The 21,290-nt window shown below is 58.0% G+C and carries 15 protein-coding genes, 1 tRNA gene and 1 riboswitch; of the genes, 8 read left to right on the top strand and 8 right to left on the bottom strand.

Annotated features, from left to right (window positions below):
* Positions 1–16: 16 nt before the first annotated feature.
* Positions 17–2,323, top strand: coding sequence for a phosphoribosylformylglycinamidine synthase subunit PurL (gene purL, locus ACVWY8_RS07615; protein ID WP_457394919.1), 2,307 nt, complete (start codon positions 17–19; stop codon positions 2,321–2,323).
* Between the two features lie 86 nt (positions 2,324–2,409).
* On the opposite strand, the gene trxB is transcribed toward purL, so the two are convergent.
* Positions 2,410–3,840, bottom strand: coding sequence for a thioredoxin-disulfide reductase (gene trxB / locus ACVWY8_RS07620; protein ID WP_457394923.1), 1,431 nt, complete (start codon positions 3,838–3,840; stop codon positions 2,410–2,412).
* 467 nt (positions 3,841–4,307) lie between these two features.
* Between trxB and glnA the strand changes: the two genes are divergently transcribed.
* Positions 4,308–5,732: a type I glutamate--ammonia ligase gene (gene glnA, locus ACVWY8_RS07625; RefSeq protein ID WP_414342228.1), complete on the top strand. Its 1,425-nt coding sequence runs from the start codon at positions 4,308–4,310 to the stop codon at positions 5,730–5,732.
* Between the two features lie 248 nt (positions 5,733–5,980).
* On the opposite strand, the gene ACVWY8_RS07630 is transcribed toward glnA, so the two are convergent.
* A complete protein-coding gene (locus ACVWY8_RS07630) occupies positions 5,981–6,433 on the bottom strand; it encodes a DUF4278 domain-containing protein (protein WP_457394925.1) in 453 nt (150 codons plus the stop codon).
* An 80-nt stretch (positions 6,434–6,513) separates the two neighbouring features.
* Positions 6,514–6,609: riboswitch (Glutamine riboswitch) on the bottom strand.
* A gap of 246 nt (positions 6,610–6,855) precedes the next feature.
* Between ACVWY8_RS07630 and ACVWY8_RS07635 the strand changes: the two genes are divergently transcribed.
* Positions 6,856–8,763 (top strand): cation:proton antiporter, encoded by a 1,908-nt coding sequence (locus ACVWY8_RS07635; RefSeq protein ID WP_457394927.1) that lies wholly within the window; start codon positions 6,856–6,858, stop codon positions 8,761–8,763.
* 197 nt (positions 8,764–8,960) lie between these two features.
* Complete coding sequence (gene moaA, locus ACVWY8_RS07640; RefSeq protein WP_414522731.1) at positions 8,961–9,938, top strand: GTP 3',8-cyclase MoaA; 978 nt, start codon at positions 8,961–8,963, stop codon at positions 9,936–9,938.
* On the opposite strand, the gene ACVWY8_RS07645 is transcribed toward moaA, so the two are convergent.
* Positions 9,935–11,299, bottom strand: coding sequence for a CRTAC1 family protein (locus ACVWY8_RS07645; RefSeq protein WP_457394930.1), 1,365 nt, complete (start codon positions 11,297–11,299; stop codon positions 9,935–9,937). The genes moaA and ACVWY8_RS07645 overlap by 4 nt on opposite strands.
* 87 nt (positions 11,300–11,386) lie before the next feature.
* On the opposite strand from ACVWY8_RS07645, the gene rpsT reads away from it, so the two are divergent.
* Positions 11,387–11,716 (top strand): 30S ribosomal protein S20, encoded by a 330-nt coding sequence (rpsT, locus tag ACVWY8_RS07650; RefSeq protein WP_414331315.1) that lies wholly within the window; start codon positions 11,387–11,389, stop codon positions 11,714–11,716.
* 102 nt (positions 11,717–11,818) lie between these two features.
* On the opposite strand, the gene ACVWY8_RS07655 is transcribed toward rpsT, so the two are convergent.
* The gene (locus tag ACVWY8_RS07655; protein ID WP_414329770.1) at positions 11,819–12,256 is read right to left on the bottom strand and encodes a hypothetical protein; all 438 of its coding nucleotides are present in this window, start codon (positions 12,254–12,256) and stop codon (positions 11,819–11,821) included.
* Positions 12,257–12,466: 210 nt separating this feature from the next.
* Between ACVWY8_RS07655 and ACVWY8_RS07660 the strand changes: the two genes are divergently transcribed.
* Positions 12,467–12,539: transfer RNA gene (locus tag ACVWY8_RS07660), tRNA-Arg, on the top strand.
* A 13-nt stretch (positions 12,540–12,552) separates the two neighbouring features.
* Here the strand turns inward: ACVWY8_RS07660 and ACVWY8_RS07665 are convergent.
* The gene (locus ACVWY8_RS07665) at positions 12,553–15,213 is read right to left on the bottom strand and encodes a sensor histidine kinase (protein ID WP_457394933.1); all 2,661 of its coding nucleotides are present in this window, start codon (positions 15,211–15,213) and stop codon (positions 12,553–12,555) included.
* 1,233 nt (positions 15,214–16,446) lie between these two features.
* On the opposite strand from ACVWY8_RS07665, the gene ACVWY8_RS07670 reads away from it, so the two are divergent.
* Positions 16,447–18,372 carry a primary-amine oxidase gene (locus ACVWY8_RS07670; RefSeq protein ID WP_457396966.1) on the top strand — a complete coding sequence of 642 codons (1,926 nt, stop codon included), beginning with the start codon at positions 16,447–16,449 and terminating at the stop codon, positions 18,370–18,372.
* A 181-nt stretch (positions 18,373–18,553) separates the two neighbouring features.
* Here the strand turns inward: ACVWY8_RS07670 and ACVWY8_RS07675 are convergent, their stop codons facing one another.
* On the bottom strand, positions 18,554–18,811 hold the full coding sequence (locus tag ACVWY8_RS07675; RefSeq protein ID WP_414329773.1) for a DUF3146 family protein: 258 nt from the start codon (positions 18,809–18,811) through the stop codon (positions 18,554–18,556).
* A 221-nt stretch (positions 18,812–19,032) separates the two neighbouring features.
* The gene (locus ACVWY8_RS07680; protein ID WP_049749658.1) at positions 19,033–19,374 is read right to left on the bottom strand and encodes a DUF3155 domain-containing protein; all 342 of its coding nucleotides are present in this window, start codon (positions 19,372–19,374) and stop codon (positions 19,033–19,035) included.
* 819 nt (positions 19,375–20,193) lie between these two features.
* Between ACVWY8_RS07680 and ACVWY8_RS07685 the strand changes: the two genes are divergently transcribed.
* Positions 20,194–20,685 carry a DUF4168 domain-containing protein gene (locus ACVWY8_RS07685; protein ID WP_414374908.1) on the top strand — a complete coding sequence of 164 codons (492 nt, stop codon included), beginning with the start codon at positions 20,194–20,196 and terminating at the stop codon, positions 20,683–20,685.
* Here the strand turns inward: ACVWY8_RS07685 and ACVWY8_RS07690 are convergent.
* Positions 20,675–21,217, bottom strand: a complete 543-nt coding sequence (locus tag ACVWY8_RS07690) for a sensor histidine kinase (protein WP_457396967.1) — start codon at positions 21,215–21,217, stop codon at positions 20,675–20,677. The two genes, ACVWY8_RS07685 and ACVWY8_RS07690, sit on opposite strands and share 11 nt — an antisense overlap.
* Positions 21,218–21,290 lie beyond the last annotated feature (73 nt).

A 21,290-nucleotide genomic window follows, 5' to 3' on the forward strand; every position in this document is an offset into this window, starting at 1 on the left:
GGGCAATTGGAGCACTATGCCCTATACTCTCGAAGACTTAAAAGCCCACGGCCTTTCCCCGGCGGAATATCAACAGATCCAGCAGCAGCTGGGCCGGGATCCTAACCCCAACGAGCTGGCCATGTTTGGGGTGATGTGGTCAGAGCACTGCTGCTACAAAAACTCCCGCCCTCTGCTGAAAAACTTTCCCACCACGGGCGAGCGGGTAGTGGTGGGGCCGGGGGAAAATGCCGGCGTAGTGGATCTGGGGGAGGGGGATTGGCTGGCGTTTAAGATCGAGTCCCACAACCATCCTTCGGCAGTGGAGCCCTTCCAGGGGGCAGCTACCGGCGTGGGAGGGATCCTGCGGGATATCTTTACCCTGGGCGCCCGTCCCATTGCCCTGCTTAACTCGCTGCGCTTTGGGCCGCTAACCGATCCCCGCAACCGCCGCCTCATGGCCAGGGTGGTGGAAGGGATCGCCCACTACGGCAACTGTGTCGGGGTACCCACAGTGGGGGGAGAAGTGGCGGTGGATCCCTGCTACAGCGGCAATCCCTTGGTCAACGTCATGGCCCTGGGGCTGCTGGAGACGCCGGCAGTGGTGAAATCGGCAGCGCGGGGGGTGGGGAACCCGGTCTTGTACGTGGGCGCCACCACCGGGCGGGATGGCATCCGCGGCGCCAGCTTTGCCAGCGCCGAGCTCAAGGAGGATGCGCAGCAGGATCGGCCGGCAGTGCAGGTGGGGGATCCCTTCCTGGGCAAGTGCCTCATCGAGGCCTGTCTAGAAGCTTTTGCCACGGGAGCCGTGGTGGCGGCCCAAGACATGGGGGCGGCTGGCCTCACCTGCTCCACTTCGGAAATGGCCGCCAAGGGAGGGGTAGGCATCCGGCTTGATCTGGATCGAGTGCCGGCGCGGGAAAGCGGCATGGCTGCCTGGGAATACCTGCTCTCGGAATCCCAGGAGCGGATGCTGCTGGTGGTGCAAAAAGGCCGCGAGGCGGAGGTGATGGAGATCTTCCACCGCTGGGGTTTGCAAGCTAGTGTGGCCGGGGAAGTCATTGCCGAGCCGCTGGTGGAGATCTGGCACCAGGGATCCTGCGTGGTGCAGGTGCCGGTGCGGGCTTTGGCCGAAGACACCCCCGTCTATGTCCGTCCGGTGTTGCCAGAGCCGCCAGCCTACGTGCAGGCAGCGTGGCAATGGGATCCCGCCACTCTACCCCCTTGTGATTGCCAGGGGATCCACCTCGCTCAGGCAACGCTGGCATGGAAAGAGGTGCTGCTGCAGCTTTTGGCCAGCCCCACCCTGGCCAGCAAAGCCTGGATCTATCGCCAATACGACCACCAGGTGCAAAACAACACCGTCCTTTGGCCGGGCCAGGGAGATGCGGCGGTTATCCGCATCCGTTCCCAAAAGTTTGGCGTGGGCGAGGTGCCGCCCCTGCGAGCTTCCCGCAAGGCCATCGCTGCCACCCTGGATGGCAATGGCCGCTGGGTGTATTTGGATCCCTACGAGGGGGCCAAGGCAGCCGTGGCGGAAGCTGCCCGCAACCTCACCTGTGTGGGGGCCGATCCCCTAGCTGTTACCGATAACCTTAACTTTGGCAATCCCGAAAACCCGGTGGTGTACTGGCAGCTGGCCCTGGCCTCTCGGGGGATTGGAGATGCCTGCCGTGCCCTCGGTACACCGGTAACGGGGGGAAACGTTTCTCTCTACAACGAGACCCTCACCCCCCAGGGATCGCAGGCTATCTACCCTACCCCTGTCATTGGCATGGTGGGTCTCATTCCCGACTTGAAATGCATCTGTGGCCAGGGGTGGCAGCAAGAAGGGGATCTCATTTACCTCCTGGGATCCCAGGCCCTCACCAGCTTGGGGGGCAGCGAGTATTTGGCGGCCATCCACCAGCAAGTTACGGGCCGGCCCGCGCCAGTGGATCTGGAATTGGAAAAGCGGGTGCAAGCTGCCTGTCGCCATGGAATCCGCCAGGGCTGGGTGCGCTCTGCCCACGACTGCAGCGAGGGGGGATTGGCTGTGGCTTTGTCAGAAGCCTGCTTGAGCGGAGGCCGCGGCGCAACCCTCTCCCTGGCTCCTGGATCCTTGCGCTGGGATCAGGCCCTGTTTGGCGAGGGATCCAGCCGCATCCTAGTCTCCGTAAGCCCGGCCCACCGTTCCCTCTGGGAAGCCTATTTGGAGTCCCAGCTCCCCGGCCAGTGGCAGCTTGTGGGAGAGGTGGGATCCCCTGCGGATCCCCTGCTCTTAAGGACGGCAGAAGAGGATCCCTTACTGGTGGTGTCTTTGGCAGCCATGCAGGCCGCCTACCACGGTGCCTTTTCGGACTAGCTGAGCCTCGGTTGGGAAACCGTTTTCTGCGCCCAGCTCCCTTCTCCCTTGGGGAGAGGGGCCAGAGGTTGGAGAGGAAAACATCCTTAGGGGGATTTTTCCTCACACAAATTGGCCTGGATCACCTCTCGATATTGGGACTTGGGCTTAACGCCCACCAACTGGGCCACCAGCGTCTTGTTTTTGAAAAATTGCACCGTCGGGGTGCCCGCCACCCCCCCTGCCTCTGCAATCTCCGGATCTTTCTCAATATCGATCTCCACCACGTGCAGCTTGTCCGAGAACTCATCGATGATCTTGTTCAAGATCGGCTTGAGGGCATGACAAGGGGCACAGGTGGGGGCGGTGTACTTGACCATGAGCAGGCGATCGCTTTCGTGGTAGAGTCGCCGCAGGGCATAGCTCCCCTCATGGCAAGTCTTGCTGAAGTCTAAGTCATCCTGTCCATTCTCCTCAAAGCTGGCCTCCTCAACAGCAGGATCCCCAGCAGACTCTGCCGCAGAAGTCGCAGCAGGGCTGGGTTCAGGATGGCTTTGGGGAAGGACGTGATACTCCTGGGCCAAGCCGTGTTCCGAGAGCCAGCGCTCTGCCAACATGGCCGCCATACAGCCAGTGCCGGCAGCGGTAATCGCCTGACGAAACTCGTGATCCTGCACGTCGCCGGCGGCAAACACCCCCTCCACACTGGTGGCCACGGATCCCGGGCGGGTGACGATGTAGCCGACTTCATCCAGTTCCAGTTGTCCTTTGAACAAGTCGGTGTTGGGCTTGTGGCCAATGGCATAAAATAGGCCACCCACTGACATCTCGCGTATTTCGCCGGTTTGGTTGTTCCGCACTTTCACCCCGGTCAGGCGCAGGCCGTCGCCCATCACTTCCACCGCCTCGGTGTTCCAGTGCACAGTGATCTTGGGGTTGTTGAGAACACGATCCTGCATGGCCTTGCTGGCTCGCATTTTGTCGCTGCGCACCAGCATGTGCACGTGGGATCCAAACTTGGTCAGGTAGGTGGCCTCCTCACAGGCAGTATCGCCGCCGCCGATCACCACCAATTCCACCCCTCTGAACATGGGCATAGCCCCATCGCAGACAGCACAAGCTGACATGCCCCGGTTCCAGTAGGTCTCCTCCCCCGGCAGGTGTAGGCGCTTGGCTGTGGCCCCGGTGGCGATGATCAGGCTGTGGGTGCGCAATTCCCGCTCGTCAGAACGGACGACAAAGGGCCGCTGGCTTAAATCCACAAAGGTGACATCTTCGGTGTAAAGTTCTGCCCCCCACCGCTGCGCTTGAGCCCGCATGTTCTTCATCAGTTGGGGTCCGGTGATGCTCTCGGGAAAGCCCGGAAAGTTCTCCACCTCGGTGGTGGTCATCAGTTGCCCGCCCGGGATCCCGCCCGCCTGAAACCCCTCGAACACGACCGGCTTCAGGTTGGCACGGCCAGCGTAAATGGCTGCTGTAAACCCAGCAGGGCCGGAGCCGATGATCACCACATTCTCAACCCGATTTTGCTCTGTCATCCGATGTCTCTCCTTCTGCAATGGGAATAAAAGCCAAACTCATAACGACTACGCTTTAGCTTAACACCCCTTGGCGAACCGGTCGAGCTGGGGGCCTGCTGATCCTAATTTTCGCTCGCCTCAGGCAACCGGGGCAGGGTTTTGCCCGCCCCATCCGGTTATTTCTGCCCAGAGGTTGGCAGGGTGGCGGCCATTGCCCAAGTTTTGGATCCCCAACACCCAATCCCAGTTGACCCAAGCCAGAAGGAAAAGAGGTGTCTGAGATGGCCAGCAATTTGGTCTTGGTCAGAAAGCGGAGCTCAAATGAATTTTGTATCAGAAACTACAAAATACCCGTGTTGGCCTTTCTAGGATGAGTGAGCGTTTTTGGCCTGTCTGGGTCGAAGCGTGGGGATCACCTGCTGGGATCCCATTTGTTTCAGCCACAGTTCCCCCAGTCTTAACCGCAACCCAATCAGGAGAGAGTAATGGCATCCACGCCCCAAGAAGTGCTTCAGATGATCCAGGACAACAACGTCCAGATAGTGGATCTCAAGTTTGTGGATATCTTTGGCACCTGGCAGCATGTTTCCTTCCACACCTCGATGATCAAGGAAGAAACCTTCACCGAGGGGCTTCCCTTTGACGGATCCAGTATCCGGGGCTGGAAAGCGATCAACGAGTCGGACATGTACATGGTGCCGGATCCCAAAACGGCTTGGATCGATCCCTTTCTGGAGGTGCCCACCCTCAGCATAACTTGCAGCATTGTTGAGCCGCGCACTGGCCAGCCCTATAGCCGCTGTCCCCGCAGCCTTGCCGCCCGTGCCGTTGCCTATCTGCAATCGACGGGCATTGCCGATACGGCTTACTTCGGGCCGGAGGCAGAGTTTTTCATCTTTGAGGATGTTCGCTTCGACCAAACCCAAAACTCGGCCTACTACTTCGTGGATTCCATCGAAGGTCGCTGGAACTCGGGCCGCGAGGAGAAAGGTGGCAACCTGGGCTACAAGCCTCGCTACAAAGAGGGCTATTTCCCGGCCCCGCCCACCGATGCCCATCAAAACATCCGCACCGAGATGCTGCTGACCATGGGCAAGTTGGGGGTGCCCATCGAGAAGCATCACCACGAGGTGGCTACCGGCGGGCAAGGGGAGTTGGGCTATCGCTTTGCCGATCTGATCACGGCTGCCGACTACATGATGGTTTACAAATACGTGATCCGGAACGTGGCCCGCAAGCACGGCAAAACCGTCACCTTCATGCCCAAGCCCCTATTTAACGACAACGGCACCGGCATGCACACCCACCAGTCCCTCTGGAAGGATGGCCAGCCTTTGTTCTATAGCGAAGGCACCTATGCCAACCTGAGCGAGACAGCTCTCTACTACATCGGTGGCCTGCTCAAGCATGCCCCGGCGATCCTGGCCTTCACCAACCCCACCACCAACTCCTACAAGCGCTTGGTGCCCGGCTTCGAGGCGCCGGTGAACCTGGCTTACTCCCAGGGCAACCGTTCCGCTGCCATTCGCATTCCGGTGACCGGCAACAATCCCAAAGCCAAGCGTCTGGAGTTCCGCTGCCCGGATGCCACCTGCAATCCCTACATCGCCTTCTCGGCCATGTTGATGGCAGGTCTGGACGGGATCAAGAATAAGATCCACCCCGGCGAGCCCTTGGACAAAGATATCTACGATCTGGAGCCGGAAGAGCTGGCCAAGATCCCTTCCACACCCGGATCCCTGCTGGATGCTCTGGAAAGCTTGCAGAAGGATCATGCCTTCTTGCTGGAGGGAGGCGTCTTCACCGAAGATCTGATCCAGACCTACATCGAGTACAAGATCGACAACGAGATCAACCCCATTAACCTGCGGCCTCACCCCTACGAGTTCGCCCTTTACTTCGACGCCTAAGCGGTGTGGCCGATTCTGCAGCGGGATCCCTGATGGGATCCCGTTTTTTTCCGAGGAAATAGCACCCCTCAATTGTGGATCCCTTGGGCAACTTAGCTACTTTTGGTCAACAGCACCTCGTGCCAGCGTTGAAGCGTCCTGTGCCGTCCATCGACCTGAGGAAGCTCAACCCAGAAACCAAAAGGGGATCCCCAGCCGGGATCCCTTCTCGCTGAGCTCATGCCAGAGCATCAACAGTTACGGGCAGATCAGCTCATGCTGACACGGCTACGGTCGTAGTTGAGCCGAAAGGTGGGATGCACTTTTCCTTGGATGCGGTTCCAGAAGTTGCGCACGTTGACATGCAGGCCAATCTGCTCTGTACCGCGGAGCAGCATGGATTGCTGACGAATCCGAATCAAACGTTGATGGCTCATCATCAAGCGGCGAGACAGCTCATCCAAGACATGAGAACGGCCATTGGCAGCCACCGGGGCAGATGCCTCTGCCGTCTGAACGGGTTGAGCCGATCCTTCGACCGCCTTGGGATGATAAGCCACACCTCGATAGAGCAGGTCAAGGTTGGTGGGCAAAACCACCGGCTTGGTCAGATGGCGGAACCGCCAGTCCAGCCCCCGGTAACGACCCCCCACTTTGCCGGGAGAAACCGCCGCTGTTGCAGAAGAGGGGGTGTAATCGACGCCACGGTAAAAGAGTTCCATGATCTTCGCCTCCAAATGAGTTGAGTTTTCATCCGTTCGCCTTCTCCCAAGAGAAGCCCCACGGTTACCAGAAGAGTTGAGGCGCGTTCCTTCGGGATATCTCCCTACTTCCGTCCTCTGGCTACGATGTCGCTCTACCCATGATGAGCCGCCCAGCACGCGAGAGGATGAACGATTTCTATCTATATTCTGTATTATAAGCTACGGTTTTGGGGTGTTGTCAGCAACTTTTAACAAAAATTTCCACTGAGTTTCTGGCCAGCTTCCTCTAATCGGGACTAGTCAGCCGGGATCCCTGGGGGAAGTAAGGTGCAGGGCTTGGGGCCAGGTTCTCCACTCTGTCCGAGATGCCAGAGGAAGCATTATCGTGGAAGAATCCTCAGGATTGGCTACAAAAGTTCACATTCCTTGGTGGGTGCCCTGTGCAGGAAGACTTTCGTCTGATTTTGGACATTGTGACGGTATTGGCGGCAGCGGCAGCAGGTGGATTCTTGGCTTCGCTGCTGAGGCAGCCGGTGTTGCTCGGCTACTTACTGGCCGGGATCTTGGTGGGGCCAACCGGGTTGGGGTGGATCAAAGAGTTGGTTCAGGTGGAAACCTTGGCCCAGTTTGGGGTGACCTTTTTGCTGTTCACCTTGGGGGTGGAGTTTTCCCTGAAAGAATTGCGCAAAGTGCGGGGGATCGCCGTTGGCGGAGGCATTTTGCAAATCAGCCTGACGATTTTGATCACGGCGGTGCTGGCGGTGGTCAGCGGCTGGTTGACGCCGGTGCAAGGGATCTTTTTGGGGGCCGTGCTCTCCTTGTCCTCGACTGCCGTGGTGCTGAAAAGTCTCACTGAGACCAACCAAATGGGCACTCCCCAAGCCCAGGCCATGCTGGGGATCCTGATTGTGCAAGATTTGGCGGTGGGGCTGATGTTGGCGGTGTTGCCGGCTTTGGATTGTCCCTTGCCGGAGCTGGCGGGATCCCTGGTCAAGTCGGTAGCGGAAATTGGCCTGGTGGGGCTGGGGGCAGTGGTGAGTGGCATTTGGCTCGTTCCGGCCTTCTTGCGGCTTTTGGCTCAGCAGGAGAGCAAAGAGGTGTTTTTGCTGGGGGTGATCAGCCTCTGCGTGGGGATTGCCCTGTTGACGGAGCGGCTGGGCATTTCCAGCGAGATTGGGGCTTTCATTGCCGGTCTGATGATCTCGGAGGTGGAGTACGCCGACCAAACCCTGGACTATGTAGAGCCTTTGCGAGATGTGTTTGCTGCTCTCTTTTTTGCGGCCATCGGCATGCTCATCGATCCCAGCTTTATCCTCGGCCATCTGTTGCTGATCCTGGGGCTGGTGGGTCTGGTGATGGTGGGCAAGTTTTGCATCGTGGCTCCCTTGGCGCGGCTGTTTGGTTACACTCTGCCGGCAGCGGTGGTGGTGGGGCTGGGCCTATCGCAAATCGGCGAATTCTCCTTTGTGCTGGCCAGCGAGGGGCAGGCTTTGGGATTGGTGTCGCGGCAGATCTATTTGTTGATTGTCAGCACCACAGCCGTTACCCTTCTGCTCACTCCCTTTCTGCTGAGGGGCGCTCCTCGACTGTTTTCCGGGCTACACGGGATCCCCTTCTTGGCCCGCTGGTTGGAATCGGGCGAGCGGCCTCGTGCTCTGGCCCCCGATGCTCCTCAACAGGGGCACGTGGTGGTGTGCGGTTATGGGCAGGTGGGGCAAGACATTGTGCGCATTCTCGAAGCCCGTCGTCACCCCCTCTTGGTCATTGATCAATCAGAACGGGTGATCCAACACCTGCGTTCCCGTGGGGTCCCTTACCTCTACGGAAATGCGGCCAGCCCGTTGGTGCTGGAGAAAGCTTGCCTGCCCCAGGCCCGCGCTCTGGTCATTGCCCTGCCGGATCGCATGAGCATCCGCCTCTGCCTGAAACGAGCTCTGGAGTTGGCGCCGCAATTGGATGTGGTGGTGCGAGCTACCGACAAGGAAGACATCGAACAGCTCTATCAGTTGGGGGCCAGAGAAGTCGTCCACCCCGAATTCGAGGCCAGCCTGGGGCTGTGCAGCCATGTGTTGCTGGAGTTGGGAGAACCCCCAGACATCATTCAGCAGGAGATCCTGGCCATTCGCAGCAGCCACTACCGCGATCTGCGCCCTCTCCACCCCAGTTGTCTGATCCCCGCGCCTGTCAGTTGGCTGACACCGCCGGCCCCACCTCCCTCTCCCCCCCTCCCCGCCAATGCCAACGGCAGCCACGACAGCCACCCACCTGAGTCTGTGCTGGCCTGGTGGGAACGCTGGCAGCGGCCTGTTCAACCCGAATGGGCAGGGATCCCTGGCTCTGCCGAGTAGAGATTTGCACCTCAATCTTCGTAGTATCCTGCAAACTGGAGGTGTGGCCACTGCAAGTTGCAAGCCTCGGGACAGTTCCCCCGCTGCCTTTGCGGATGGAGACGCTGGGAGGTTTTCCAGAGGCAACGGAAAGGGTCCCCGGCGTTGCTCGGCACCTTGGGGGAGGGGTGCCCCATCTGTTTCTGGCCTAGGTTGCCATGCCGACCGTTAACTATCTGCGCATCAGCTTGATCGATCGCTGCAATTTCCGCTGCCAGTACTGCATGCCTGACGAGGCGGAGTTGACGTGGCTGCAAGCCCCAGAGCGTTTAACGGATGAGGAAATCCTCACGTTGGTTCGAGAGGTGTTTTTGCCGTTGGGGATCGATTGCTTTCGCCTCACCGGCGGCGAACCCCTGCTCAGGCCGGGGCTGGAGCACCTCATCCGGGCTCTATGCAGCCTGCCTGGGGTGAGAGATGTGGCCCTTACCACCAACGGCTTCAACCTCAGCCAAAAAGCTCAACTCCTCTATGAAGCGGGGTTGCGCCGCATCAACATCAGCTTTGATTCCCTCAACCCCGAGACCTTTCGACTGATCACGGGGCGGGATCGCTGGCGGCAGGTCTGGGCCGGGATCCAAGTTGCCCACCAAGTGGGGTTTGATCCCCTCAAGTTGAATGTGGTGGTGATCCCTGGGCTCAACGAATCGGAAGTGGAAGATCTGGCTGCCCTTACTCTGGAGCGACAATGGCATGTGCGCTTCATCGAGTTTATGCCCATTGGCAATGCCGCCCTCTTTCAACAGGCCGGCTGGGTGGAGTCTGAGGTGCTGCGACAGCGAATTCGCGCTCGCTTTGGCCTGGAACCTGGGTTTGTGGCCGGCAATGGGCCGGCGGATGTGTTTCGAATCCCGGGGGCAAAAGGCACCTTGGGCTTTATCAGCCAGATGTCGGAGTGCTTTTGTAATCGATGCAACCGCATGCGGCTATCCAGCGACGGTTGGCTGCGCCCTTGCCTGCTCAACGAATCCGGCCAAATCAACCTGCGGGATCCGCTGCGAGCTGGGATCCCTGCCGAAAGGCTAAGACAGCAGGTGCGAGAACTGCTGGACATCAAGCCGGACATCAACTTCAAAGGACGGGACACCGGCAGCCAGGGATCCTACCGGCGCACCATGTCTCAGATTGGCGGCTAGCGGGGATAAGGGATCCGCAAAAGCTGGTTGACCGGTGGGTGGGCCACCTGCAACTGTTTCCCATCCGGCCACTGGATCTGGATTTCCTTGACCCCTGTTTCGGATCCCAGGCCAAAGTGGGCCACCGGCTCCATCTGACAGAGGTAGCCGCTGCCGGCGTCGATGGCCTGGATCTGGGTACGGGTGGAGGTGAGCAGCCTTACCAACGCGCCGCGGGCCGGGGCTCCCTGGCGGGTGAGGGGCAGAACCCTCAGCCAGTTGTTGGCATTGGCCTGAGGGCGATAGAAGCTGAGAGGCTGGGCGCCAGACTCCCCATGGGCAATCAACAATTCCAGACGACCGTCCCCATCCACATCGGCCACTGCTGCTCCTGTCCCCAATCCCTGCGGCTCGGCAGCATCTCCAATGTCGATGGCTTGCCAACGGCCTGAGCGCCATGCAAACAGACGGTTGGGCTCGCCGATGTTGTTGAAAAACAGCTCTGGGTAGCCGTCGTTGTCGAAGTCGGCAGCGATGACTGTGCGAATGCGGGAGGGCCTAGCCAACTCCGGGGGGGCTACATCCTTAAAAAAACCGTCGGGGGTCTGGATCCAGAGGCGATGGGGGCCTTCCCAGTTGCCATAGAGCAAATCCAGCCGTCCATCCCCATCCAGATCCACCGCTGCCACGCCGCGCCCATGCTCGTCGGGATCTGCTAGGCCCACCTCAGCGGCAATCTCTTCAAAGGTGCCATCTCCCCGGTTGCGAAACAGAAAGTTAGGTCCCTGCTCATTGACGGCAAAAATGTCCATCCGCTGCGAGACCAAGGGCACGGCCACCAACCCCCGCCCGCCCGTCACCCGATTCAATCCCGCTTCCGGCGCTACATCGGCGATCATCTGGTTGGAGGCCAGCTCATACAGGCGCATGGGGCCGCCGTAGTTGGCCACGAAAAATCCATAGCGCCCCTGGCCGAGACGATCCACACAGGCTACAGAGCGACCTGCGGTCAAGTTGAGGGCATCTTGGTTTTGCGGCAGGGAGAACAGATCCACCCAGGCGGATCCCTGCCAGTCGAACAGGCGATCCCCAAAGCGCTTGCGCCCCCCGAAGGTATCGGTATTCAAAACGTAGAGTTCCTCTTGCCCGTCCCCGTCAAAGTCGGCAGCAGCCACCCCAATTGCCATGCGCCCTGCATCGGCCAGGGTGTCGTCTGCTTGATCCACCAGGGCTTGCCCATCCCACTTCAAGACTCGATTCGAGCCGCGGAACCCGCACACAAACAGCTCAAAGGCCCCATCCCGATCCAAATCGCAAGCGGCAACCCCGTAGAAAAGGGCAGGTGGGTTAAAGCGGATCTGCGAGCTGCAATCTTGGAACATGGGGATCCCATCGGAGAACAATAGGAACTGGTGGAGCTTCCAGCTCTGATGGTATGCTGGATCTTCGCTGGAACTTCCCCTTCAACCATGCCACGCATCAAATCTGCCATCAAGCGCGTTCAGATCGCAGAGCGTAATCGGCTGCGCAATAAAGCCACCAAAGCCATGGTGCGCGCTCTGATGAAGAAAGTGATCTCCCTCTCAACTGCCTATGCCGCCAACCCACAGCAAGAAACTCTGCAGGAAATCCAGGCGGCGATGAGTGCTGCTTTCAGCCGCATTGATAAAGCTGCCAAAACCGGCGTCCTGCACAAAAACACAGCCGCTCGTCGTAAGGCTCGGCTGGCCCGGATTGTGAAGCTATCTGTGGCTTCCTCGGAAAAATCCCAGGCTGAGGCTTTGGGTGGGCGTGATTGACTTCTCCTGCTGCTTCGGAAGTGGTGCTTGTGCGGGATTTCAGCCGCACGCAAACGAGATTTTGCCTCGGTGCCGGCAGGGATCCCAAGTGGCAGCCAAAACCTAATCTTGAGTATCCAACCTGCGCACCAACCAGCGCCGCAGCGGATGCCACACCGGCAAGGATAGGATCCAGCGGGATTGCTGCTCCAGCATGAGACGCTCCACCGGATACAGGCCGAACAGCTCATAGCGGCTTTGGGCAATCAGGATCCCCATCGTGAAGCTGACACAGAGCAACAACCCCAAAGTCGGCCATCCTGGGCGGTGAAACAAGGCATATCGCAGGCCCGTCCAAGTAAAGTAATCCCACAGGCGGGCTATATCCGCTCGCAAAGCCCAGAGACTGGGGATCCCGACCACCAGCCACAACAGGCCCAGAAAGATGAAGCTACCGCCGTGGTAGAGGCGCAACAGGCGCTTGGCTGCCGGAGACAGGGATTGAGTGCCGGAAGAAGCTTTCTTTCGCCCAACTGAGCCAGGATCAGGGAGCAATGGCATGGGGATCCCGATGTTCAACACCTCAAAACCCATTTTGGCCGGGTCTGCGCCGGGAAAGCTCGGTCACATGGGATCCCGACCCGGCTCCCTAAGTCAAACCGCGCAATTTGCCCAAGCAACAATGCAGAACTCAAGGTCAGAGGCAGGTTGGTCGGGGTCAGAGAATGGGAACTGGGTCGGGGATATAATGGCTCTGCACCCTTTTCTTCGGCCTTGCTAGCTCAAAGGATAGAGCACCGACCTTCTAAGTCGATGGTTGCAGGTTCGAGTCCTGCGCAAGGCGCTGGCCTTGCCCTCTAAGCCTTGCTTGGGGTTTCCGACAAGCTGCCCTGATGGGGGCACCACATCTGAACCATCACCTGCCGAGAGTGGCTTTCTACCCGCAGGGATCCCTGCAACAGCTCCACTGCCTTTTGAACCAGCGATAGACCCAAGCCCGTTCCCCCGGCGTTGCGGCAATCCAACTGGGGGAGGCGATAGAACTTTTCAAAAAGGCGGGGCAACGCTTCTGCAGGAATTTCCACCCCTGTATTGCGCACCGTGATCAGCCAGCCGGGACGGCCATTGGAGTTAGCCTGGCTCACACTCAAATAGATGCTTTCCCCAGTGGGGGTGTACTTACACGCATTGTTTAAAAGCTCGCTGACCACCCGCGACAAGAGGCTCTCATCCGTGCAGAGGGGCCAAAGGTCGGGATCCCATTCCACCTGGAACTGTTGGCCTTGCTGCGCAGCCCGCAGCCGGAAGGGCTCGCAAAGATTGGGGATCCACTCCTGGGGAGATAAACAGGTAAGTCTGAGGACTTTGTTTCCGGATTCGAGGGCTTGCAATTCCAACAGGTCGTTGATTAACTCCAGCTCGCGGTTGGTCTCCATCTCCAAAATTTGAAAGTAGCGCCTTTCCCGCTCAGTTAGGTTGGCTTTAGATAGAAACCCAATAGCCAGCTTCATGTTGGTGAGAGGTGTGCGCATTTCGTGGGAGACCATGTGCAGAAACTCATCTTTGAGTTGGTTGAGCTCCTGCAACTGTTGCACCTGACGCTGGATCGTTTGATAAAGACGTGCTTGGCGAATGGCGATGGCACATTGGCCGGCTACCCGTTGGATAAGCCGTTGTTCCCGCTCGGTAAATATCTGCCCCGGTGGACGGGATCCACAAATATTCCCCAAAACAAGCAGTTCCTCGTCTTGCCCTGCCAGATCCCTTTTTTCACAGATGGGGGCGACGATCAGGGTACAGCGGTCATGGTTAGGCCAGCAGGGGTGATGGAGATTGCTGAAGTGGCAAAGCTGTCCGCGCTGGAGCTGACGAAGCACATCGGCAAAATCTGCAAACGGGATCTCCAGGGGAAAGCGCCGGATCCCTTCTCCGGCCAAATAGTCCACCGCCAAAACGCTGACCTGCCGCTCTGGGCCATGGAGGGCAATGGTGCAATTGGATAGGTTCAAGCTGAGGGCCAATTCTCGGGCCACCGTTTCCAAGATTTTTTGTTCGTCCAAGGTGGAGCGAATTTCTTCGGTGATGAGCTGGAGTAGCGCTTCGTCGTTGTAAGCTTGTTCGAGCTCTGCATTGCGCACCCGCACTTGGTAATCCAATTCGGCATTGGTCTGTTGCAGCTTTTGATAAAGCTCTGCCTGCTGAATGGCCACCGCCAGGTGATCCCCAATGGCCTTGGCCAACTCGATCTCATCGGTTTGCCAATCCGGATCTGAAGTCAGGCGCCGCAGCGATAGCCCGCCCCACATTTGTTCCTGACAAGCCACCGGGATCACCAGCCAAGGGCCCAGTTGGTATTCTCGCTTCTCATAAATGGCAAAGGGATCGGCAATCTGCTCCGGATCCTGGACATGAAAAATTTGCAGCCGTTTCAAATGATCGAAAACCATAAAATCCCTGCTATCCGGCAGTCGCAGGTTCAGATTGTTGGGCAAATTAGGAAATCGGCTATGGCTGGCAATGCCCAACCACACGGCCTCAGCGGGCAGGTACTGATAAAGGGTAACTCGTGCTGCCTGCAACACTGCCCCCACTTCCCGCACCGCCACATCAAATAGGGTGGGTAAGTCCAGAGAGGTGTTGATGGCCTGAATGAGCTGATTAAACAGTCTTTCTCGCTGCAATTGCCGCTGCAGCTTCAGCTCGGCTTGCTTACGAGGGGTGATGTTTCTAATGATCATCAGGACTTGATCTTCCCCATAGGGGACGATGCGAGCCTGGCGATATTGGGGCTGAGGGGATCCCTCTGGGCAGGGGTACTCGATCTCTTGAGCTTGCCGGGTTGCTAGGGCCAGCTCCAGATGCTCGCGAATGGCTTGGGCTATGGGTTCCGCCCCACCGGTGCAACCGGTATCAGGAAACAGCTCTTCAGGAGTTTTGCCCAAATAGTAGGCAGGGGGATGGGGGACAGAAAAATGGCTGGGCGGCTTGAACTCCAGACAGCGGCCCTGGCGATCCAGACAAAGCAGCATGTCGGGCAGAGCTTCCAGGAGCTGGCGATAGTGGCGCTCTCGCTCGGCCAAGGTGGCCTCTAGTTGCTTGCGCTCGCTGATATCCAGGGTCACCCCGACAACCTGGCCGGGATCCCCTTTCGGCCCCAAGAGCACAATCCCCTGGGAAAGCTGCCAGCGCATCTGGCCGTCGGCCTGGTAAACCCGATATTCCACCGAAAAGTTGGGATCCCCCTCTACTGCCTTGGGCCCAAGCGTCTGAAAAGCTTCTCTCACCCTTTGGCGATCTTCCGGGTGAACGTGCTGCAAAAACACTTCCAGGGTGAAATCTTGGCCGGGATCCAGCCCGTATTTGGCCTTGCATTGGGGAGAGGCAATCAACTCCCAGGTGCGCAAATCCAGTTGCCAATAGCCCAGTTGGGTGGCTTCTAAGGCCAAATAGAGATGCTCTGGATAAAAGCTGCCGTCTCCTGGCCGCACCGGCACCAGGCGGTATCGAGTTGAAGCCATCTCCCTCACCAGATTCTATGAGCCCTGCCTCATTGTGGACAATTTTCAGAGAACCTGGGAGATCCTATCTATTCGAACTGTTAGCTTATGGGGGTGTGGGGGTAGCTAAGCCCCGCACTATACCCGTAGGGTCAGTGCCGGGATACAGATACCCCCACATGGTGTATGATAGGAGTAGTTGCACAAAACGGCTTTTGCCGGAATCTGGTGCAACTACGCGGTAGGACATTCCGTGTCTGCTCGTGGAGGGTTCTTGCGTAGGCTCCCCGATGAAGCGAGAAGCCCGCTCCGTACTGCCAGCAGTCGGGGTCGGGAGTATGTCACAAATTCCTAACCTTAAGCATGGCTTCAGGGTAACTCTTAGATATTTAGATATGTGTTCTCCGACACCAAACCTTCAACTTGAGCTGGACTTCAACTTCACGGGTAGAAGGCCTAGGGTCACACCCTGCTGATGCGACCGGGAGGCTTTGGGCCGGGCTTGTGGGAAAGGGGGGTGCCTCTGCTATAGTACCGTCAGTTGCATTTCGGATCCCAAGTGGTGGGATCCCCCTGGCAGGTAGGGTCAGGGCAGGCCTCGAGATGTCTTTGCGCTCTTGCGAGAGTTGACGTTGCGTTGAGCTTTCTCGGTGTGATCCTGCCCTTAGCCTGCGTGAAGCGTTTTCTCTTTTTTATGCTTTCCTGTGCAACGTTAAGCCTGACGTTTAATCACAGAAAACTTCTCCTGCTCTCGAGTTTGGGTTTATCTGTAGTAAGACCTGTATTCAGATTTTCCCGATGGGTTGACGGTTTCCTGTTCGCCCTGGCGCGGCTTCTCAAGGTGCCGTTGCCCTCTTCATTTGGTTAGCGGACGGGGAAACAGAAGATTGCTAGATCTGGACAATTAGCAGGGCCGAGGTTGTCTTCACTTCCTTGGGCTTTGGCTTAAGTTTTCCTTTCCCCGGGTATCTCATGCAAAGTTGCCCGATGTTGGCGATGGCAACAGGATAGTCTGTTTAGCCTGCTGTTAGGTTTTCTGGATTCTCTGAGTTGGGTTGATGGGCTGGCCTGCAGCATGGCGAGCGAAGGGATCCCTTTGACCTTTCTCAGCAGACTTCTCCCTATTTTTTCCTAGCTCAGCTCAATCATTTTCCAACTGAAGAATTCAAGGTTATTGCTGTGGTTTGTAAAGTTTCTCCCAGTTTGGATCGACATAGCCAGTCGAGTGAATCTGCTTTGCTTGGCCAGGCTTCATTGTCCCAAGGCCACCCCTTGGATCCCCTCAGTGCTGAGGAGATGCGGCAAGTGGTGCAGATCCTGCGCCGGCAACGGCCCCTCAGTTCTCAGGGGCGCTTTGTAACCATCCAGCTACAAGAGCCGGAGCGGCCTTGGATGGAAGCGTGGCAGCCGGGGCAGCCGTGGGATCGGCAGGCTTTCGTGGTGCTGTTGGATCCGGCCAGTGGCAACACCTACGAAGCCGTGGTCTCTCTGTCAACACAGCAGGTGCGCTCTTGGCAGCTCGTTCCGGGCGTGCAGCCCCCTCTGCTCGACGATGAGGTGTACGCCTGCGACCGCCTGCTCAAGGAGGATCCCCAATTTTTGGCGGCTCTGCAGCGGCGGGGGATTGCCGATGTGGATTTGGTGATGGTGGACTACTGGACGGTGGGCTACTTCGGGATCCCGGAAGAAGAAGGGCGGCGGCTGGTGCGAGGCTTTTGTTTCCTACGTACTTCCCCTTGCGACAACGGCTATGCCCGCCCCATCGAGGGGCTCTACCCCTGGATTGACCTCAACCGCATGCAAGTTGTCAAGGTGGAGGATCGGGGTCTGTGGCCCTTGCCGCCGGAGTCCGGTAACTTCGACGAGCTGTTTTTCAAAGATTTTCGCCAAGACTTGAAGCCGCTAGAAATCACTCAGCCCCAAGGGGTGAGCTTCCAGGTGGACGGCCACCACATCCGCTGGCAGAAGTGGGATCTGCGCATCAGCTTTAACCCGCGAGAGGGGCTCGTCCTCCACCAGGTGAGCTACGAGGATCAAGGCCGCCTTCGCCCCATTCTCTACCGCGCCTCGGTAGCCGAGATGGTGGTGCCCTACGGGGATCCGCGGGATCCCCACTGTCGCAAAAATGCCTTTGATGTGGGGGAATACGGCATTGGCATGCAGGCCAATTCCCTGCAGCTGGGCTGCGACTGCTTGGGAGAGATCTACTACTTCGATGCCTGGTTGCCCACCAACAGCGGTGAGCCCATGCTTTTGAAAAATGCCGTCTGTATGCACGAGGAGGACTTTGGGGTGCTCTGGAAGCACACCGACTGGCGCACGGAACGGGCGCAGGTGCGGCGCTCGCGGCGGTTGGTGCTTTCCTTTTTCACCACCATTGGCAACTACGACTACGGCTTTTTCTGGTACTTCTACCAGGATGGCACGCTGGAGTTTGAAGCCAAGCTCACCGGCATCATCAACACTTGCGCCACGTTGCCGGGGGAAGAGCCGGAGTTTGGCGTCTTGGTGGCACCCCAATTGTCTGGCCTCAACCACCAGCACTTTTTCACTGTCCGCCTCGATATGGCGGTGGATGGGCCGTGCAACTCCCTCTATGAAGTGCATGCAGAACCTCTGCCTCTGGGGCCGGATAACCCTCACGGCAACGCCTTTCGCGCCCGCTCCACCCTGCTCAAAACCGAGCAGGAGGCCAAGCAAACGGTGGATCCCTTGCGAGGTCGCTACTGGAAGATTGTCAACCCCAATCGCCACAACCGCCTGGGACAGCCGGTGGCCTACAAACTGATGCCGGGGGAAAACGTCCAGCTTTTGGCCCACCCCGACTCTTGGCTGTACCGACGGGCAGGATACCTGGCCCACCACCTCTGGGCCACGCCCTACCATCCCGGCGAGAAGTTCCCAGCAGGGAACTACCCCAACCAACATCCCGGTGGCGAAGGGCTGGTGCAATGGACGCAAGCGAACCGCTCCCTGGAAAACACCCGCCTGGTGCTCTGGTATAGCTTTGGCTGCAATCACTTCCCCCGCACCGAGGACTGGCCAGTGATGCCGGCTAGCTACATCGGCTTTATGCTCAAGCCCCTGGGCTTCTTTGAGTGCAACCCAGCTCTGGATGTGCCTCCTCCCCCGCCGAAGACCAAAGGCTGCTGCAGCTTTATTGACTACCCCCCTGCCTAGAGGGCGAGGATTCTTTCAAGTGCGAACAGCTTGGGCGCGACAGGAGTGAGAGGGGAGGCACTCTTCGCTCACGGGGCTTGAGACCTGGTTTCTGGGTCACCGTAGCAGGTGCCTTCCATTGCTCAGCCCCGGTCTTTGGTGCTGGGCAAAAGCTCTGCTCAGATCTGCTCAGATTGAGAGTTCACAAGCTGCTGCGAATCACAAACGAGTAGTTGCTGCCCGGTTCCAGCAGATAGTCGGATTTTTCCAGAAAACGGCTCAAGGGCTCGCAAATCAAAGCCCGCCCCACAGAAGGCTCCACTCTGAGTTCCCCGGCCCGAAAGCGCCAGCAAAAGCGCCAAACCCAACCATTGGCATTGACTTCCCCCTCAATGGCACCCTCTTGCCAAGAGCGGCGGGTAATTTGGATGTGGGCAGTGGTCTGAGGCAGTCGGCTCATCCGGCATCTCCCGACGGGATCCCTTGTAGGGTAGCGCGTGGCTCCCTCGCTGCCGCCAGCAGGTCGAGTATGGCGAGTGAGGCAGCAGGAGCTCAACCCGTGGGGAGGGATCCCGTACACAGGGTCAGTTCTTTCGATCTTCTGAGAGCGGCTGCAACAAACCCCCCAGGGTAGGGGGGCTGTTTCCTGAGCTCCTGCTAATAGGAAAAGCTGGTCAGAGGCTAGCGAGCGGCAGTTGCAAGGGTCTTCGAGGATTTTTTCTCTGGCTTTTCAGCCGCAACCTCTGCTAACAAAGCTCGCAGGCTGGGAAAAAGGAAGTGGTTCTCCTCGACATATTGCGCGCCGAACAACCCCTTCTCCGCCCAGAAAAACCGATCAACTGTATGTTCATTTCGTCGCACCAAAATAAGTGCGGGGGGCTGAATAGACTTCTCCTGAATATATTTTCGAGCAGCGGTTACAGACTTCTCCTCACCACTGTCCAAATTAAATTGAGGAATGTGATCTAAAATCTTGCGCCCTTCCAGACGACGGCGGCTCTTACGCTTTCTTCTCCTAACCAATGTAAGCCTCCTGTAGAAGGATGACCGAACAACCGCAACCGCAAAGAATATATCAGCGCTGCTTAAGAAAAGCAATAACTTTTACCCATTTTTGTTATCATCTTTTACAAAGGCAATAAAGACAGCAGTCGCCCTCAAAGCCCTTGAAGGGTTACTTATGGACGCGCCCAAAAAAATCTAATCGGGAATCTTTCTCCGAACAAAAAATCCTCCAACAATCGCCTGCAAAGAGAGCTGGCGATTGGGCGTTTGCTAGGTTGACTGCTGATATTGATAGGGGATCCACGGGCTCTGACACCTGCGAAGAAAGTCAGATGCCGATGTGGGAGATCCGCATCAAATCTGGCCCCTAGCCTAACATTAACAAAAACGATACTCAACAGAACATATACCTAAGCTCAGCTTCAAGACAACCCCCTTTGGGCTGAAGTGCTAAGTCAATTGCCAATGCTGCAAGTCTGGAGCTGCTCAACCGAGGAGAGAAAGGGGCACTCCGGTGCCGGGCTACCGTTGAACAGCGCATGTAAGACTGTACAACCAACTTCTTGTTTCTACAAGAGATCCACTGCAGATCCCCAGCATGTCCACACAGCCCTTGCGCGAGTCTATCCTGGGGTCCCTGGAGTGAGGAGTTCTGGTACCGTAGGGATTGGATGGATCCCGCGCCAGGTGGCCGGCAAGCTGGAATGGGCTTGATGGGCTGCCAGGACTGCGTTGAACCGATTAGACGGAATTCAGGCATCTTGCTAGTCTGGCTTCAGGTTTGGCTGCACCTCAAGGGCTTAGGTCTATCTTGTCTGGGTTTGGGGAGTTTTGGGCATGATGAAATTCGCGTTGCTGATGGGTCTGGGACTCAGCTTGGGATCCCTGCCGGCTTGGGCACAGGGAGCAACCCCGTCGCCTGGCCCTGCTGCAACTGCTTCTCCGACTTCGGGGGGGGCTCCGGCCACAGCAACTCCCAGCCCTGTGGCATCTCCAGCCCTGACCCCAGAGCAAGTCACCGATGCCCAGGTGGAACAGTTGGTGCGGATTCTGTTGGAGTTGGATCCCCTGATTCGGGAAGCCAGCGCCCAACTGCGGGAAACCCAGAACGAGGAGGAGTACGAGCAAATTATGCGGCGCACAGAAACCCAAGCCAGCCGCATTGTTGAAGAGCAAGGGCTGACGGTGCTTCAATACCGCGAATTGATGACCTTGGCGAACGAAAATCCTGTTCTCAACCAGCGGGTTCGGGCCCGCTTGCAAGAAGTTTTGCAGGAAGGGGAAGCTTCCAACTCTCCAAAGCCGGCCACCCCGACGCCTACACCCTAGGCTGAGCTGGCTTGCCTTGGCCAAAGGCAGGGAGAACCCGAGGCAGCCGCAAGGTAAAGCAGGTGTGGCTGGCCTCGCTGTTGAGGTGAATGCTTCCTTGCAACAGGCTTACCCGCTGCTGCACAAGGGCCAACCCCAACCCTGTCCCCCCTTGCCGCCAGGGATCCACGCTGGGCACCCGATAGAACTTCTCGAATACCCGCTTTTGTTCTTCTGGAGGAATGGTTACGCCGGTGTTGAGGACTTGGATTTCCAGGTGGTCGGGATGGTACATGGCCTGAAGGCTGATCAGGTGCTCAGCAGGGGTGAATTTACATGCATTTTTCAGCAATTCCGCCAGCACCGACTTTAGCACTCCCGGCAGGGTAAAAATGGCAGGCAGTCCTGGAGGGATCCCAAGGCTGAAGCGCTGATGGCGGCTATGGGCCTCCTGAGCAAAGGGCTCTGCGATCTGGGGCAACCACTCTTGCAGCTCCAACCAGCAGGGCCGCTGTGAACCGTTCGCGTTAGCGGGACGGAGTCCCTTGAGCATCTCCAACTGCTGCAGTTCCAGATGCTGAGTATCTGGAAGAGGCGGATTCAACAGCAGCCTTGGCGGGAGGACG

It is taken from the genome of Thermostichus sp. OS-CIW-32, from assembly GCF_054060415.1.